Here is a 16,081-nt window from a genome sequence, read left to right as displayed (position 1 = left end):
AATTCCCGATTCCGTATTTATACGGCTGTAATGCTAATAACCCTACTGCCCTTGCGATTCAACTGCTGCAATTTACTAGAAAGTTGCTCGTAGGGTACGATCAATTCCGCAGTACCCCGCCGTACTACAGTTGAGTTCGGGGAAGCTGCTTGTAACACTCTGATGCGGTATGTTTCCCCGCGACCACCTGTAGAGAGACCTGTTAAGGCTCCTGAGGAGACTGGGTAAATGGGTGAAGCTAGATTCTTAGCTACTTCCCAGGTTAGCCGCCCTTGTTTTTGTCTTTGAGCGCGATCGCTATTAGCATAACCCCGATACAATTGAAACAATCGGCTATAGCCAACGTTTTTCAGTCCTACTTGGCTTTTAAAGCCTCGATAGTAGGGCACAATATTTTCGCCAAAACTCTCTTGATATTCTAATGAGTCAATGTAGGAATTAATCTCAGCTTCATAACCTTGTGAGTTGTAAAGCTCAACATGGTACGAAATTTCTGACTCATCTTCCGGGGCACGCCCCAATAGATGCTTATAATTCAACTCGATAAACCGAGTTTGGGAGTTGGAGTAGAAAAACTTATCCCGATAGAATTCCGATTGAGCAATGGCTTGCACAAATCCCCGAACTGAGATTCCACCTTGCTGCAACAGTGATTCTGCACTCTCTAGACGTTCTCCTTCCAGGAGATATGCATTACCCAATACCTGACGGTAAGCTGCCCGAATAACCACTGCTACATCCGCTTCTGTTCTATCGGGACGTAGTTCTACTAGTGGTAAGTTTTCAAATTCTCCAATCCCTAATCTTGCTGCTTGTCCCAAAGCTGCCATCTTTAACCTCCTCAGTTTTAACTGCAAAACTGAAAACTTTTTAGAAAAATTTTTTCTAGTCTTTTAACAGTCTTTTGAATATAAAAGTGCCCGGAGAGGTAAACAACTCATAGAACTCACTTGTCATAAGAGCTGATTTTCTCTCCGGGCTAAAGAAACACTCTAGCTTAGAGTATTGATTACATAGTCGATGTAAGAATTGGCTTCAACAGCTGGATCACCGCTTAGACCGTGGTTAGCTTTGATGTACTTGAGAGCTTCAATGTACCAGCTAGGAGACAGATCAAAAGTCCGGTTGATTTCAGCCAAGCCAGAAATCAAGAAATCGTCCAAGGGGCCTGTGCCACCAACAACTAAAGCGTATGTGATAATCCGCAAGTAGTAGCCGACATCACGTACACACTTGTTTTTGCCGCGTGCATCAGACGCGAAGTTGGGGCCTTGTTGTTGAGTGGTGTAAGGGAACTTGCTATACACTGCTTGAGCAGCACCTTCGGTCAAGCGTTGAGCATTAGCACTCAATGCTTTTGCTGCTTGTAGGCTAGCTGGTGCTTGGCGGAAGCGACCAAAAGCAACTTGAATTTCGGTGCTGCTGAGGTAGCGACCTTGAGAATCAGCCGATGCAATTGCTTCCGTTAGAGGTGTTTTTGACATTTTGGTATTTCCCTTTCACAAATTTTATGGTTGAATTTTTGTTTTGTCCTAAGGACAATAATTTAGTCAACATCAGCAATGCTTGGCTTAAGCCACAGCAGCAGCAGCACGATCAAAATAGCTAGCTATTTCAGATGACAGAGCGCTGCAATCTCCTCTGGTGATGTTATTTGGATCGTTGACAATGGCCAGCGAAGCTTGTTTCAGCTTCTGAATACCAACAGCAACTGACGCTCCTGGAGTTCCCAATGCTAAATAGGTTTCCCGCAAACCATTGAGGGCACGGTCATCTAGTACGCTGGAATCGCCAGCAAAGATAGCATAGGTGATATAGCGAAGAATGATGTCCAAATCTCTGATACAAGCAGCTGCACGACGGCTGGTGTAAGCATTACCACCAGGAGTGATCAATTGGGGTTGTTCTGCCCACAAATCACGAGCCGCAGCAGCAACAAGAGCAGATGCATTGCTGGTAATACGGTTAACGGCATCTGTACGCTTGTTACCATCTTTGACTAGTTCGCTCAAAGCATCCAATTGTGCATCGGAGAGATATTCTCCACGTGTATCAGCTTGGGAAACTACTTTTGCAAATGCATCTAAAACCATTGCCTTAAATCTCCTAGTTTGCTTGGTTAAGAATAATTGGACTCAAAACTGAATGGTTTCAGTTTTTTTTGATGTCAGTACTGCCTGACGAGTTACGAAAGGTTCAAAACAGACATCCACGGAATAAGTTTACGATCTCCAGGCTTTCAGATTATAACTTTTGTTAAAAAACTTCAAACTTCTGTGAACGACTGGAAAACCTGATTAAGATGTTGTTTTTTCCTTCCAAGATATCTTTATACAATGCTGCCGCGTCATTATTTATTACAAATTATTGTTATGTTTGTGAATTTGCTTTACATAAGTTTACAATTTTATTTCTTTTACCTATTGACTTTTCTCCCACCCCAAATATGGGATAATTTATCTGTGGGAAATCCCTTTAAGGGTGTGTAGGTGTAGCCCGTCGCAGGCATCGCACATTTAAGTTGTGTATTATTGGCTACTTACTAACTCCTGGCAAGGGCACGCGCCATATTTTGCGACTGCATTGCATCCATTGCAGTTAACTATGCAATCGGCAGACTTAGGATTACTACTAGCCCGGCCGAAGCTCTAGATTTGCAATAGACATCTCCGAAAAAGAATCTCAAACCCTTATTCTGCCTAGGTGAAAACCTAATTTCTGGAGATGTCTAATATCAAGTTCGGATAAATACTTATAATAAAGCTGGAAGAGTTGCAGTGCATCTATCTACGTCTTATGCCCAAACGGATTGCGATGCCTACGGCGGGCTACGCCTACGCAAACCACATTAGTTCCAATACAGTTCAGTTAGCGGCAAAAACCATAAACTGCGTAGGTTGGGGAGCCACTGCGTTGGGCGGGTTTCCCGACTTGAAGCAAGTGGCGTTGGAGGAACAAAACCCAACATTTTCGCGGGTTTGTTGGGTAACACTTAAGTTCCACCCAACCTACGATTATCCTTAACCCAAGCGTATTGACATTAGTTCGTTATCGTCAGGCAACAGAAGCAACACAACGAACGCAGCCATTACCAAATAATTTGGTTATTAGCGACGGGAAAAACACCGCAGGAGGTGGCGCAAGTAACAGGATATACAAGAATCTGGATTTATCAGTAGACATCTCCAAAAATTAATTATGTATGCGTTGCCCAAAATGCTTGATAAGCACAATTCATGAATTGTGCCTACATCCTTTTCGCTACGCACCAAAACATAATGCTTAAGGGTGCGTAGGGGTAGCCTGCCGCAGGCATCGCACTCTTGTTTTGTGTAGCATCTACTACTTACAGTACTATGTCAAACTAATACTGCTTGGATTAAATAACGAACCGCAGAGGCACAGAGAACACAGAGAAAAAGATTCTAAAACTTGGTTTACTCACCAAAGAAACTTTGCGGGGTTTATGGTAAGAAAATCAAGTTCTTTTCTGGCGTTGCTGAATCAAGGGATGATTCTTGTAGGGTGGGCGTCTCGCCCGCCCTGAAATACAAGGGACGGGCAAGATGCCCATCCCACAAAACTAGCAAAATCATCCCGCAAATATGCAACGCCTCTTTTCTTCCCCTGCTTCCCCTGATCCCCCTACCTGCATTCACCCATCATTATTTGGGTTGGTCGAGTACTAGCCCCTGCCAAACACACTGCCAAGGGCACGCGCCATATTTTGCGGTTGCATTGCATCCATTGCGGCGGTGGGTTCGTAGCCGCAGTGAACCATGCAATCGGCACACTTGGGATTACCACTCTTCTGGCCGTATTGACTCCAGTCAGTTTGTGCTAGTAATTCCTTGAAGGTAGAGTAATAACCTTCGTTTAGAAGATAGCAAGGTTTTTGCCAGCCGAGAACGCTATAACTAGGGCTACCCCAAGGGGTGCATTCATAGTCCTTCTCACCGGTGAGAAAATCTAAGAAAAGCGGATTGTGATTGAAGTTCCAGTTTTTTTCAGCAGCTTTGTAGGGAGCCAGAATTTGCCGGAAGAGGGCGCGTGTTTGTTCTCGATGGAGAAAATGATCTTGATCTGGTGCCCACTCGTAACTGTAACCGGGAGAAATCATCATCCCGTCAGTATTTAGTGTTTCTAGAAAGTCGAAGAACTCTTGCATATCTTTGGCTTGGGTACCCTCAAAGATAGTGGTGTTAGTGGTGACACGAAAGCCTTTAGCTTTAGCGGCACGAATGGCTTTGACAGCAATATCAAAAACACCTTTGCGATCAACGCACTGATCGTGCAACTCCCGCATCCCATCTAAATGGACGCTGAAAGTTAGGTAAGGGGAAGGTTGAAACTTATCCAGGCTCTTTTCTAATAACAAGCCATTGGTACACAAGTAAATATACTTCTTGCGCTCAATTAATCCCTGAACAATTTCATCAATCTGGGGATGTAGAAGAGGTTCTCCCCCAGGAATTGAGACAACCGGTGCGCCACACTCTTCCACTGCGGCAAAGCACTGTTCTGGGGTGAGATTTTGCTTTAAAATTTCCTTTGGATGTTGTATCTTACCACAACCAGTACAGGCTAGATTACACCGAAAAAGAGGTTCCAACATCAATACTAAGGGGAAGCGTTTACGTCCTTTCAAACGCTGGGTAACAAGATACTTCCCAATATCCATAGCTTGTTGTAAATTAACTGCCATTCTATTACTCCTCTATTGATCAAAACACCACGTTCTCAACCCCAAGATTTATCTGTGGGGTCTTTAATTTTGAATTTTGAATTTTGAATTTTGAATTTTTAATTCCCCAGAGGGGTTGACATACCCCTGAGCAACAAACCAATCTACAGCATCCTTAAGTGCCACCTTTAGCGGAGATTGAGGTAGACCCAACTCTCGTACAGCTTTGGCGGCATCGTAATACATAGGTTGTTTCGCCATCCGAACGCCATCCAATGGCACTGAGGGCGATTTTCCCAAGGGTGCGAGAATGTTTTCATCAACCCAGGCAACACTAAGGGGCAACCAAGCGGGTACTGTTCGTTGAGGTGCTATTAGACCTGTGATATCGGCGAGTTGTTCGAGTAGTTCCTTGAGACTTAGGTTTTGATGACCTAAGATATAGCGATCGCCTGATTTACCGCGTTGCAAAGCCAGTAAATGCCCCCATGCCACATCCCGCACATCGATAAAATTCAAACCAGTATCTAAGTAAAAGGGCATTTGCCGTCGCAAAAACCGCAGGATTATATCACCTGTCGGGGTAGGTTTGATATCCAACGAGCCAATTGGGCTGCTGGGATTGACAATAACTACCTCCTGACCTTTAGCAAAGGCTTGTATGGCTTCTTGTTCAGCGAGAAACTTAGACTTTTTGTAGTCACTCACCAACTTTTCTAAGGGACTCTGATGTGTTTCATCGACGACTTGACCAGATGATCCTACCCCAATGGCGGCTACTGAACTGGTATAAACGGTGCGCTCAATGCTAGCTTTGCGGGCTGCTGCCAACACATTGCGCGTACCCAGAACATTGTTATGGTGGAGTAACTCCCGATCTGTTTGCCAGAGGGAATAATGGGCTGCCACATGAAATAGATATTGACAACCTTTCATCTGTTGCCAGAGATTTGGATCGTTCAAATCGCCTTTGACAATTTCCACCTCCAAACCGCGTAGATTATCCAAATTGCTGCTTGAGCGGACTAGGGCTTTGACATCATATCCCTGTTGCAGCAACAACCGTACCAAGTGGGCACCAATAAAGCCCGTACCCCCAGTAACAAAAACTTGCATTAACTTCTCTCCCTCGTCTGAAATCGGGGAAACCAATCATCCAAAATAGCGTATACTACTGGCACAACTATCAAACTGAGGATAGTTGAAGTTACCAGTCCACCTGCGATCGCTACAGCCATCGGCGATCGCAATTCCGAACCAGCGCCAAAACCTAATGCGATCGGTAGCATCCCTAAAATAGTGGAGGCAGTGGTCATCATAATTGGTCTGAGGCGCACTAGTCCTGTGTTGAGGATTGCTTCGGTGCGGTCTAAACCAGCGTTGCGTAACTGGTTGATGTAATCCACCAGCAAGATGGCATTTTTATTTGCCAGCCCCAGCAAAAAGACGAAGCCGATGAGTGAAATCATCCCAAAGTCACTTTTGGTGATTAGTAATGCCAACATTGCCCCCACTAGCGCTAAAGGCAAAGAGACACCAATCACCAGAGGGTCTACCCAGCTTTTGAATAGCAAAATTAGTACAATGACAATACACAGGGCAGATAGAGCTAAAGTACTGCCAAAACTGCTAAAAACCTCTCCTTGGCTAGCAGAATCTCCTCCTAAATTTAAGGAAACATTAGGGGGTAACACCGCCTTAGCTTCAGCTAACACTTTGTCAGTAGCATCACCCAAGGATAAATCTTTGCCAAGATTAGCACTGACGTATGCCACCCGTTGATTATTCAGACGCTCGATTTGAAAAACTGTACCCTGTGGATTTGTTTCACCTGTAACTGTGACATCAGCGAATCCCGGTAGTCTCTGAATTCTCTCTTTAATTGCTTTGACTGCTTTGCTTAAGGCTTGGAGATCATTACCGCGTAAAGCTACTTGGAGGGGTTTTTGACCGCCAGAATCGACAAATTGAATATCTTCGACACTAGTAGTTACCCCAGAAAGAGTAGGTAATGAGGAGCGGAATTGGTCTTGTAGTTCCGCAGTGGTGATTGTGCGATTTTTTTTAAGCTTTACATATAGTATCCCTTTGTTCGGCTCACCCTCACGAGAACCAACAGTCGTAAATACCGTTTCAACTGCCGGTGATTTTCTTACAACTTCTTCTAGTTTCTTCGCAACCTCAAGAGAATCATTTAAAGGATTGGGGATTGGGGATTGGGGATTGGGGATTGGGGATTGGGGATTGGGAATATCGCTCCCTTGTCCTCCTTGTCCTCGTCTGCCCAAATCGGGGATACTCGGTAAAGGAGCGGTATAAGCAATATTAAATTCGCCGCGATCGAGTTTAGGAATAAAGCCTTTGGGAATTAGTGGAATCAGTGCTACACCTGCGATGAAGCTGAGTACAGCTAACCCGATAACTATCTTGCGGTGATTCAAAGACCAACTCAGCAAGTTTCTGTAAAATTGGGTAAACGCTACCGATATTTTTGCTTCTCGACGCGGGGAGAGTGAGGGTTTAGGTTTCAGCCAGTAGATAGCTAGGACTGGAGATAAAGTCCGAGCAACTAGCATAGAAGCGAGCATCGCGGCTGAAACAGTGATGCCGAAAGGCTTGAAGAACTGACCGATTACCCCACCCATCAAACCTATGGGCAGAAAAACCGCTACTGCTGTCAAAGTGGCGGCGGTGACTGTCAACCCAATCTCATTTGTAGCTAAAAGCGCTGCTTGGCGAGGAGTTTCCCCATCATCTACGTGTCGCATGATGTTTTCCACATCAACGATCGCATCATCAACAATACTACCAATCACCAAAGCTAAAGCCAGCAGGGTAATTGTTTCCAGGTTAAAGCCGAAAATTGCCATAACGATAAACGTCGCCAACAAAGACGTAGGAATCGCCAAGGCAGAAATTAGGGTGGCTCGCCAATTCCACAAAAAAGGAAAAATTACCACTATTGACAACAAGACTGCTTCCATCAGCGCATCAATTGTTGACTGAGTGGCTTGACGGATATATTCTGCTTGAGTAGAAGCTAAAGTTAGTTTGACATCCTTCAGACTAGACCGCAGCCTTTGGACTTCTTTTTCAACTCGACTCACTACTTCCAAGGTGTTAGCATTGCCACGTTTGATTACCTGAAATGCGAGTGCATCTTGCCCGTTAAACCGGACTAATGTTGCCCCTGCTTGGGGGATAGCTGCACTCGCATTCAATGGATTTAGGGGAGGAGTTGCAGTACCGCCACCCAACAGTGAGACTTTCAGGACTCCTGGCAGTTTAGCGATCGCACTCACAATCTCGTCTTTCGCCAACTTTGTCAAATCTGTGAGATTCCGTGTGGGACTCTCTATGGCATAGCTAATGGCGGCTGACTCATTCAAATTCAGGGGAATAATTTTAGAAGTCGCCCCTTGAGGTAGAGTCAACTGCTTGAGGGCAGTTTCGACTTCTTTGGTCGATGTTTCTAAATTCGTCCCAACGGCGAAAGAAAGGGCAACGGCTGTTTGACTAGGATAAGTGGATGAGCGAATATTCTCCAGTCCTTCTAGGGAGCGGAGGCGTTCTTCCAGGGATTTAGTGAGCTTCGCCTCTGTATCCAGGGCAGTTGTCAGGGGGGCTGTAGCATTCACAACCACCACTGGAAAGGTAATATCTGGAAACAAGGCATACTTGAGGGAACTGAAAGCCAGAATACCAGCTACTGTTACGGCAATCCAAAAACTCACCGTCAGCCACGAAAATTGAATCGCCAATTTAGAAATATTGAAGACTTCTCGTGCGGATTTGGAGTTATGAAGCTTTACCATCTTGGAAAATTATCGTGTGGGTGACACAATTATTTAGTCATGCTACAGCAATCACCTTCGGTTTGCGAGTTTTGGTTACTACTAAACAGCAATATTACTTATTGTCACTCAGATATGGCCCAATCTTTAATACAAAAGGAAACTTCAAAGATGAAACTTGGTTCTGTTGAGCATAAGGAATTATTCTGCCAGAGCTTTATGGAAAGCTACAGGGAATACGAACCGGAGAATTTCCCGTGGCCAGATTTGGACGATACAGCTTTGACTTTGCTACGCAGTATTCCCTTCTGGGATAAAGCTCTGGATACAGAGCGACAAGCCGGAGCCATAGTTAGTGGTTACGCAGCGACGGTGAATGATCCTATTTTACAAAATGCGATCGCTCTCCAAGGTAAAGAAGAATCGCGCCACGCCCGCCTACTTCAAACATTAATCGACCGTTACGGCATCGAACTGCCAGAACGTCAACCTATTGAAGTTCCCCAAAATATTGAGCCAGTCTTTACGCGCTTTGGCTTTGAAGAATGCCTGGATACCTTCTTTGCTTACGGGCTATTTGCGATCGCTCGTGAAGCTAATGTTTTTCCAGAGTCAATCTTCACAATCTTTGATCCGATCATAGACGAAGAGACACGCCATATTGTCTTTTTTGTCAACTGGTTTACATATACACAAATTCATCGTGGTCAGGAATTTACCCCTCTGCGGAGCGTCAAAACTCTCTGGCACTACGGCAAGGCACTCAGCAATTTGATTGCCGTCTTTGGCAATGATGACCCCAGTAAGACTGGCTTCGCCGTCACGGGTACTGACATCTTTACTAAAGACCTCACAATCGAAAAATTTCTCAGCATTTGTCTATCAGAAAATCAGCGCCGGATGAGCAAGTATGATCCGCGACTACTCCAACCGCAATTACTACCCAGACTTGCCAGTATCGCCCTCCGCATCCTTGAGTTAATACCCAAACGTAAACTTGAAACTGTCGAGAGGGCTAGTGCCTAATTTTTTGCCCATTAACACAATTCTGGTGCCTCAGGGAGCAGAATATAAAGCTGTCTGTCGCGGATTAAGCGGCGTTACTGGTTCTATCCCAACGGTAGTAGCCATACCTGTTGGGATGAAGCCTTTACTTAAATACCTACAACAAGGACAATTTTTAGCTCCATCCAGAGTGCTGATTATGGGTATCTGTGGCAGCTTGAGCGATCGCTATACAGTTGGTGATATTGTCCTATATCGAGATTGTGTTTATCAGGGAAAGCAGCGAGAATGCGATCGCACTTTCACAGCACAATTACACTCAGCACTCAGTACAGACGCGATTAATCGCGTCTCTCCCGACTCCCCACCAAATTTAGTCAAGTCACTGACAAGCTATCGCGTAATTTGGTCTGCTGCCGAAAAACGCCGTTTAGGTGAGACTTTGGCGGCTGATGTTGTTGATATGGAAGGATTTACCGCCCTAGAGTTTTTCAATGCGGCTGGAGTTGTAGTGGCAATGCTGCGAGTAGTCAGCGACGATTGTCAGCACAATATCCCCGATCTCACACCAGCAATTAACTCTGATGGCTCCCTAAATCCTTTTCCTTTAGCGATAGGAATGCTTCGACAGCCCCTTGCTGCTACTCGGCTGATTCGAGGTTCGTTAACAGCATTAAAGGTGTTAAAGCAAGTTACAAATCGGCTATTTTCTACTAATAAACTGGAATAAGTATTAGGCGACTAGAAGTCGCTACTACACAAACTCTCGTCCACCTCCGTGGACTAATACAAAATCAAAGGTTTGCTAACCTGCGGAGGCAGGTTTTGTCTCGTGTAGTCAAGCTAGTTCGACTTCTAACCGCCAGAGCTACTGCTTTTGGGAATGGAAGGGATAACCCCCTGCGGTTAATTTTTGAAGAAAAACATTATTATCAAAATAATGCTTTAATTAAACTTATCAGTAACAATCGAAAGCTACTGTTAAGGATTAGATTTATTAGAAGCTTCCATCTCAAAATTTCGGACTAAGTTTTGTGCGTAGGCGCAGCCCGTCGTAGACATCGCATCTTATGAACCTTCTGGATGCTGAAATTTACTCTCTTGATGAAGAAATTCATTGGTGTAAGAATAATCCGGGCGTTTTCCTTCTCGCCACTGTACTTCTTCATCATGAGCAATGACCAAATAATTAGTAATTCGTAATTCGTAATTCGTAATTTATGGTACAGAGCAACTAACTAAAGTTTATGGAGATAAATAAATTTTTTCCTTCTTTCAGAGCAAGCGACTTCAGTCGTGGGGTCATAACTACGAATTACGTAAGCGTTGCGGTAGCGAGTCATCGAGCGTCATTATCAATTACGAATTATCTTGACTATATCTCTATCTTGTACCCAGAGCGGCAATTCTGTAGTTTTTTCGCTACTCATACAAGTTGACTGGCTATAAACTTCGTTTCTCAGAATAAAGTTTTATGGATACAAGTCAATCAAAAAATATATAAAAGTAAAAAATATTTATAATTAACTCAAAAAAATTGACTTTTTAGACAAATCCAAATAATACCAATTATCTAAGAGACTGCACAAAATCAGGCTTGGCCAAACTTATCCAGCTACGTATTAATGCTGAGATTACTTATAAAATAAGTTTTACACAAACTTTATCGTTATATATATCAAGTAGAAAACTAAATTGGGAAGCATAATATGTAACCTTATCAGGGTTGGGTTCTATGAGAGCTAATTCCACTGGAATGTGAACTAAAAATACTTTTTTGTCAGAATAGCTCGGAACTAATTAGCCAACTATCAAACATCATTTATGAAGCTCAATCACAAGCTCTACCTATACTCGTTCTTAGCTCATTTCGGATGGCTCAAGAAAAGTTACACCGCTAAAATCATGTTGGTGGCATTTTTGGGCACTCATGTACCACTTTTGACCTTACTATTGAGTTTCGTCATCTCAAACTCCTATTCTTTCGAGATGGCGGCGCGAGTTATGATTATTGCCCTGTTGGCGACGTTAGCGGGTACGGCCGCCACCCTTTATGCGCTTAACCATCTCCTCAAACCGGTCATTTTGACATCTGCTACATTGCAAAATTATCTGGACACCAAAACCTTACCTGAATTGCCCACAGAATTTGCTGATGAAGCGGGTACATTGATGGCAGATACTTCACAAACTCTTCACAAATTAGATGAGTTAATTCACCACATCACTAATTATGATGACCTGACTGGATTGCCCAATCGTGATTTATTCTGCGATCGCCTCTTTGAAATTATATCCAAACCTGAAAATAACCAGCGCCTTGTAGCTGTCTTTTTGCTAAGTATTGATGATTTCACTGGGATAAGTCATGGGTTGGAGCATGAGGCAATAAATTTGTTGTTAAGAGCAGTTGCCCAGAGGTTATCAACCTGTATGGCCCAAACAGATATTCTTGCCCATTTGAGTGGAGATGAATTTGCCCTTGCCCGAATGGAGATTCATTCTGTTGAAAGTGTGATTAAGCTATCTCAGCTGCTGTTGAGTACCCTGAGCAAACCTTTTTCTGTTGAGGGTAACTCGATTCATATCACCGCCAGCATTGGGATCACAATTAATGGCATAAATGATCGCAATAGCATAGATCAACTTTTGCAGCAGGCTCATATAGCGCTTTACCAAGCGAAGCAGCAAGGGCGTAGCCAATACCAATTCTATTCGCCAGAAATTAATGCTCAGTTGCAGGAACGATTGACATTAGAAAATGAATTACATGGGGCGCTTGAGCGCAACGAAATGCTGGTTTATTATCAACCTCTGATTGATTTACAGAGCGGAAAAGTTACAGCTATGGAAGCGTTGATTCGCTGGCAGCATCCTACTTTAGGTATGATTTCTCCAGCAAAGTTTATTCCGATTGCAGAAGCCAATGGTGCGATCGTACCAATTGGCGAATGGGTCTTGCGAACTGCTTGCGCCCAAAACCGTGCTTGGCAGCTTGCTGGATTTACCCCAATTCGGATATCTGTGAATCTGTCAGCTCGACAGTTTGAACAACCGTATCTGGTTGAGGTGATCAACCAAATTCTTGAGGAGACTGGACTCCAAGCATCTGATCTGGAACTGGAAGTAACAGAAAGCTTCTTGATGGGTAACATTGAGCGATCAATTAAAACCTTAAAACAATTACGAGAACTGGGTATATGGTTGGCTCTAGACGACTTCGGCACCGGTTATTCCTCCCTGAGCTACTTGAAGCGCTTTCCTGTGAATATACTGAAGATTGATCAGTCATTTGTGCAGGATGTCATGTCTAATCCTGATAGCGCCGCCGTCACCGATGCCATTATTGCCCTCGCAAAAAGCCTCCGGTTGAGTATCACAGCAGAGGGTGTGGAAACCCAAGAACAGCTTGACTACCTGAAAATGCAGGGATGTGATGAAGGTCAGGGTTACTACTTCAGTCGTCCTGTCCCTGCTGATATAATTGCCCCGATGTTGCAGAAAATTTCTCAGCTTATGGAGACAATTGCAGCATAGTAGGACTTACGCATTGACAATAAATACCAAATATGGGTCAACGTTAAAAACCAATACAGTTGAGTTAACGCTAAAAACCTTAAACTGTGTAGGTTGGGTTGAGGAACGAAACCCAACATTTCCGGGGCTTTGTTGGGTTGCGCTTTGCTTAACCCAACAAAGCAATTTTTCACAAAGCCAAGCGTATTGGGTTAAAAACCATATCTTTTGTAAGGGCTAAGCAATGCTGTGCCCCTACAGCATGGTCTATTTACGATCGCAGGATAATTAAGAAAAGCCTGAAAACTTCCTCAAGATAGGTAATGCACATCACGATGCATTTGTACAGTGCGTAAGTCCTACATAGGTGGATGCCTAAGCCAGAGAGTCACCCGAATACGGTTCGGATAAGTAATCTTCACCTTCCTTGTGGTCTGGGAAAAGGTAAAGGATGTATTCAAAACCTTTTCCTTTTCCCCTTCAGCCGTTTCACCTTAATTTTTATAGAAATGGTTAGTACAGGGCATTTATTTTGAAACTGTGGAAAGCTTTGCAACCATCTGAGCACGAGATGAAACCTCAAGCTTGCGAAACATCCTTTTTAAGGCTTGCTTGACAGAGTTTTCAGTAATCCAAAGTTCAGCACTAATTTCTGCATTAGTTTGTCCTTGAGCCACCAAGGAAGCAATTTGCACTTCACGAGGCGTTAAACGCTCTGTCTGTAATAGTAATGGGTGTTGCGCTCGCACCATTGTCACCCAAGTAGAAATATGCAGACAAAGCGCACTTAAATCTGTGAGATTTTGTGAGTCGAATGCAGGCATTCCCTGCTCACGGGTAAAACCTACCACCCCCACTAACTTACCATTGCTGACAATTGGCCCTGCCATGACGTGCCAGTGATCGGCACGAGGACAAATCAACTGCCATGTCTTAGGTTCTACTACCAAAGCTTCATGAACAGGGGCATGGCGTTCTAGCAAGTAGCGTGCAACTGGATTGTGTTGGGGTGATAATGCAATTTGCAGCGCTTTTTGGAGCTTGCTGTTAGCTAGAGGAATTTGAGCAAAGAAAAACAGCCCACATCGTGTAGCTGAAAAATACTCACTCATTTCTGCGGGTATGTGCGATCGCAACGTCTGTTCATCTTCAGCTTGAGCAATTGCATGAAATAGAGTTTGTAATGCAATCATGATTAGCAAATTGTACCCGTTCGAGGTCTAGGCGCAGTATAGCAACCAGACCTATCCTAGCTTTTGTCACATCAAACCGCTTCGCGGAGTCATTAGTTATTAGTCAAAATAATTCGTAATTTATAATACTTCGGCTACGCTCAGTACAAGTTCGTAATTCGTAATTATTACCCCACGACTTCAGTCGCTTGCTCTGAAATAAGGAATAAATTTATTTGTCTCCATAAAATGTTAGTTAGTTGCTCTGTACCTTTAATTACGAATTACGAATTACGAATTAGTAATTATTCGGTCATTAGTCCTTAGTTTTTTTCGCCCACTCTCTTGCGAGGTATGTACCAAAAACTCTTTATCAATGACTAATGACTAATGACCGATGACCAATGACTAATTTGTTTGCTTTTTTTGGATTACTTAACCATGATTGTAAATTCTGGCATTGATGATACACAGATATCCCGGCGTTGGATTCAAATCAGTTTTTTTATTGCAGTAGTGTTTTTCAATCTCTGTTTAGCAACCCAAGTATTCAGTGTTGGACTGGCTTATTTTTACAACTCTGATTGGTGGAACCTACATATTTGGCTCGTGCGAGGATATAGCGGACTCTCAGTAATTTTGTTGGTATGGGTGTTTTTGATGCCGTTTCCTCGAAGAGTCCAAAGCCTTACAGCAAGTATCCCAGTGCTGCTTGGACTGCAATTTCTCACAATTCACTTGAAGACTTCTTTTCCTTTAGCAGTCTTCCACCCACTCATCGGCTTTTCCTTATTCTCTATTTCCACAACCTTAGTTCATCGGACATCACACATCGTATTTCCCAACCACAACCAAGACTAAATCCCTGACTTTTCACGTTATGTGGAAAAGCGCACGAAAAACCTAACCCCCTAACCCCCAACCCGTGGCGGGAAGGGGGAAAATTCAAAGTCTCTCTCCTTTTAGGAGAGAGATTTAGAGAGAGGTTTTCCAGATACCGTGAAAAGTTAGGACTAAATCCGAAGAGTAAACACAACTTTCAATTCTTTTAGCGCGATTACAGGAGAAATATTAAGTGTCTCAATACGCTCATCCATCCATTCTCGTTGATACCCAGTGGCTTGCAAATCATCTCAACGATCCAAACATCCGCATTATCGAAGTGGATATGAGTCCAGAGCCGTACAAAAATGCTCACATACCTGGTGCTGTCTTCTGGAACATTTTTACAGACTTACTATTGCCCGATTTGAAGATGAATTTGGATGCGCGAGCTTTTGAAAGGCTGATGGCACGCTCAGGCATCACCAATGACACAACAGTGATTGCCTATGGCGGTTATCCTGGAACCGGAGCCTGGATTTTCTGGTTATTGAAAGTCTTTGGGCATGAGAATGTACGAGTTCTCAATGGCGGTTACCAGAAATGGAAATCAGATGGTTGTCCACTGGCAACTGAGTTATCCACATTTCCTACCACTGATTACCGTGCCAAAGCTACTGATGCTCATCTGCGAGTATTACATAATGAAGTTCAGGCATCGATTGGTCAAAGCGATAGCGTTTTGTTGGATGTCCGAACACTTCAAGAATATTGTGGTGAGTGGTTTTTCGATCAGCCACCAAAAGAAGGTGAACTTACTGGACATATTCCAGGTGCAGTCCATCTTGAGCATATCTTAACTCTCAATGAGGATGGAACTTTTAAATCATTCGACGAATTGAAAAATCTTTATCATAGTAAGGGCATTACGGCTGATCGGGAAGTGTTTCCCTACTGTGCGATCGGTGGGCGTTCTGGATATACCTGGTTTGTCCTAAAGTATTTATTAGGCTATCCGAATGTTCGGAATTACGATGGCTCTTGGAATGAGTGGAGCCGCCTGCCTGATGTAACTATAGAGAGGTAGT

At 43.7% G+C, this 16,081-nt stretch carries 15 protein-coding genes; 8 read left to right on the top strand and 7 right to left on the bottom strand.

Annotated features, from left to right (window positions below; translation table 11 throughout):
• Positions 1-17: 17 nt before the first annotated feature.
• The 3 genes from LC653_RS17940 to cpcB all read right to left on the bottom strand — a co-directional run bounded on the left by LC653_RS17940 (position 18) and on the right by cpcB (position 2,093).
• Entirely contained in the window at positions 18-830 is an 813-nt protein-coding gene (locus tag LC653_RS17940; protein WP_229495793.1) for a phycobilisome linker polypeptide, read from the bottom strand.
• Between the two features lie 162 nt (positions 831-992).
• Positions 993-1,484: a C-phycocyanin subunit alpha gene (gene cpcA / locus LC653_RS17935; protein WP_229495791.1), complete on the bottom strand. Its 492-nt coding sequence runs from the start codon at positions 1,482-1,484 to the stop codon at positions 993-995.
• A gap of 87 nt (positions 1,485-1,571) precedes the next feature.
• Positions 1,572-2,093, bottom strand: coding sequence for a C-phycocyanin subunit beta (gene cpcB, locus LC653_RS17930; RefSeq protein WP_229495790.1), 522 nt, complete (start codon positions 2,091-2,093; stop codon positions 1,572-1,574).
• Positions 2,094-2,796: 703 nt separating this feature from the next.
• Between cpcB and LC653_RS17925 the strand changes: the two genes are divergently transcribed.
• Complete coding sequence (locus LC653_RS17925) at positions 2,797-3,024, top strand: hypothetical protein (protein WP_229495788.1); 228 nt, start codon at positions 2,797-2,799, stop codon at positions 3,022-3,024.
• Positions 3,025-3,034: 10 nt separating this feature from the next.
• Positions 3,035-3,196, top strand: a complete 162-nt coding sequence (locus tag LC653_RS17920) for a hypothetical protein (protein WP_229495786.1) — start codon at positions 3,035-3,037, stop codon at positions 3,194-3,196.
• A 489-nt stretch (positions 3,197-3,685) separates the two neighbouring features.
• Here LC653_RS17920 and hpnH read toward each other — a convergent pair whose 3' ends face one another.
• The 3 genes from hpnH to LC653_RS17905 all read right to left on the bottom strand — a co-directional run bounded on the left by hpnH (position 3,686) and on the right by LC653_RS17905 (position 8,499).
• On the bottom strand, positions 3,686-4,705 hold the full coding sequence (gene hpnH, locus LC653_RS17915; RefSeq protein WP_229495785.1) for an adenosyl-hopene transferase HpnH: 1,020 nt from the start codon (positions 4,703-4,705) through the stop codon (positions 3,686-3,688).
• A gap of 63 nt (positions 4,706-4,768) precedes the next feature.
• The gene (gene hpnA / locus LC653_RS17910; protein WP_229495784.1) at positions 4,769-5,800 is read right to left on the bottom strand and encodes a hopanoid-associated sugar epimerase; all 1,032 of its coding nucleotides are present in this window, start codon (positions 5,798-5,800) and stop codon (positions 4,769-4,771) included.
• Positions 5,800-8,499, bottom strand: a complete 2,700-nt coding sequence (locus LC653_RS17905) for an efflux RND transporter permease subunit (RefSeq protein WP_229495783.1) — start codon at positions 8,497-8,499, stop codon at positions 5,800-5,802. Before LC653_RS17905 ends, hpnA begins: the two co-directional genes overlap by 1 nt.
• Here LC653_RS17905 and LC653_RS17900 point away from each other — a divergent pair.
• The 4 genes from LC653_RS17900 to LC653_RS17885 all read left to right on the top strand — a co-directional run bounded on the left by LC653_RS17900 (position 8,469) and on the right by LC653_RS17885 (position 13,020).
• The gene (locus LC653_RS17900; RefSeq protein WP_229495836.1) at positions 8,469-8,669 is read left to right on the top strand and encodes a hypothetical protein; all 201 of its coding nucleotides are present in this window, start codon (positions 8,469-8,471) and stop codon (positions 8,667-8,669) included. The genes LC653_RS17905 and LC653_RS17900 overlap by 31 nt on opposite strands.
• Positions 8,650-9,504, top strand: a complete 855-nt coding sequence (locus LC653_RS17895; RefSeq protein ID WP_229495781.1) for a ferritin-like domain-containing protein — start codon at positions 8,650-8,652, stop codon at positions 9,502-9,504. Before LC653_RS17900 ends, LC653_RS17895 begins: the two co-directional genes overlap by 20 nt.
• The gene (locus LC653_RS17890) at positions 9,497-10,213 is read left to right on the top strand and encodes a 5'-methylthioadenosine/S-adenosylhomocysteine nucleosidase family protein (protein ID WP_229495780.1); all 717 of its coding nucleotides are present in this window, start codon (positions 9,497-9,499) and stop codon (positions 10,211-10,213) included. The genes LC653_RS17895 and LC653_RS17890 overlap by 8 nt, the downstream gene beginning before the upstream one ends.
• A gap of 1,094 nt (positions 10,214-11,307) precedes the next feature.
• Positions 11,308-13,020, top strand: a complete 1,713-nt coding sequence (locus LC653_RS17885) for a putative bifunctional diguanylate cyclase/phosphodiesterase (protein ID WP_229495779.1) — start codon at positions 11,308-11,310, stop codon at positions 13,018-13,020.
• A 506-nt stretch (positions 13,021-13,526) separates the two neighbouring features.
• On the opposite strand, the gene LC653_RS17880 is transcribed toward LC653_RS17885, so the two are convergent.
• On the bottom strand, positions 13,527-14,192 hold the full coding sequence (locus tag LC653_RS17880) for a helix-turn-helix transcriptional regulator (protein WP_229495778.1): 666 nt from the start codon (positions 14,190-14,192) through the stop codon (positions 13,527-13,529).
• Between the two features lie 420 nt (positions 14,193-14,612).
• Between LC653_RS17880 and LC653_RS17875 the strand changes: the two genes are divergently transcribed.
• Entirely contained in the window at positions 14,613-15,032 is a 420-nt protein-coding gene (locus tag LC653_RS17875; RefSeq protein WP_229495777.1) for a DUF6220 domain-containing protein, read from the top strand.
• A gap of 214 nt (positions 15,033-15,246) precedes the next feature.
• Positions 15,247-16,080, top strand: a complete 834-nt coding sequence (locus LC653_RS17870; protein WP_229495776.1) for a sulfurtransferase — start codon at positions 15,247-15,249, stop codon at positions 16,078-16,080.
• Position 16,081 lies beyond the last annotated feature (1 nt).

The sequence above is a fragment of the Nostoc mirabile CHAB5784 genome (assembly GCF_020829645.1).
Classification (GTDB): Bacteria; Cyanobacteriota; Cyanobacteriia; order Cyanobacteriales; family Nostocaceae; genus Nostoc; species Nostoc mirabile.
This window is presented reverse-complemented; position numbering and strand designations above follow the sequence as displayed.

Bases quoted from the DNA above. Each gene is read 5' to 3' on its own strand.
- LC653_RS17940 (WP_229495793.1), bottom strand. From the start codon at position 830: ATGGCAGCTTTGGGACAAGCAGCAAGATTAGGGATTGGAGAATTTGAA.
- cpcB (WP_229495790.1), bottom strand. From the start codon at position 2,093: ATGGTTTTAGATGCATTTGCAAAAGTAGTTTCCCAAGCTGATACACGT.
- hpnH (WP_229495785.1), bottom strand. From the start codon at position 4,705: ATGGCAGTTAATTTACAACAAGCTATGGATATTGGGAAGTATCTTGTT.
- LC653_RS17875 (WP_229495777.1), top strand. From the start codon at position 14,613: ATGATTGTAAATTCTGGCATTGATGATACACAGATATCCCGGCGTTGG.
- LC653_RS17925 (WP_229495788.1), top strand. From the start codon at position 2,797: ATGCCCAAACGGATTGCGATGCCTACGGCGGGCTACGCCTACGCAAAC.
- LC653_RS17905 (WP_229495783.1), bottom strand. From the start codon at position 8,499: ATGGTAAAGCTTCATAACTCCAAATCCGCACGAGAAGTCTTCAATATT.
- LC653_RS17885 (WP_229495779.1), top strand. From the start codon at position 11,308: ATGAAGCTCAATCACAAGCTCTACCTATACTCGTTCTTAGCTCATTTC.
- cpcA (WP_229495791.1), bottom strand. From the start codon at position 1,484: ATGTCAAAAACACCTCTAACGGAAGCAATTGCATCGGCTGATTCTCAA.
- LC653_RS17895 (WP_229495781.1), top strand. From the start codon at position 8,650: ATGAAACTTGGTTCTGTTGAGCATAAGGAATTATTCTGCCAGAGCTTT.
- LC653_RS17880 (WP_229495778.1), bottom strand. From the start codon at position 14,192: ATGATTGCATTACAAACTCTATTTCATGCAATTGCTCAAGCTGAAGAT.
- hpnA (WP_229495784.1), bottom strand. From the start codon at position 5,800: ATGCAAGTTTTTGTTACTGGGGGTACGGGCTTTATTGGTGCCCACTTG.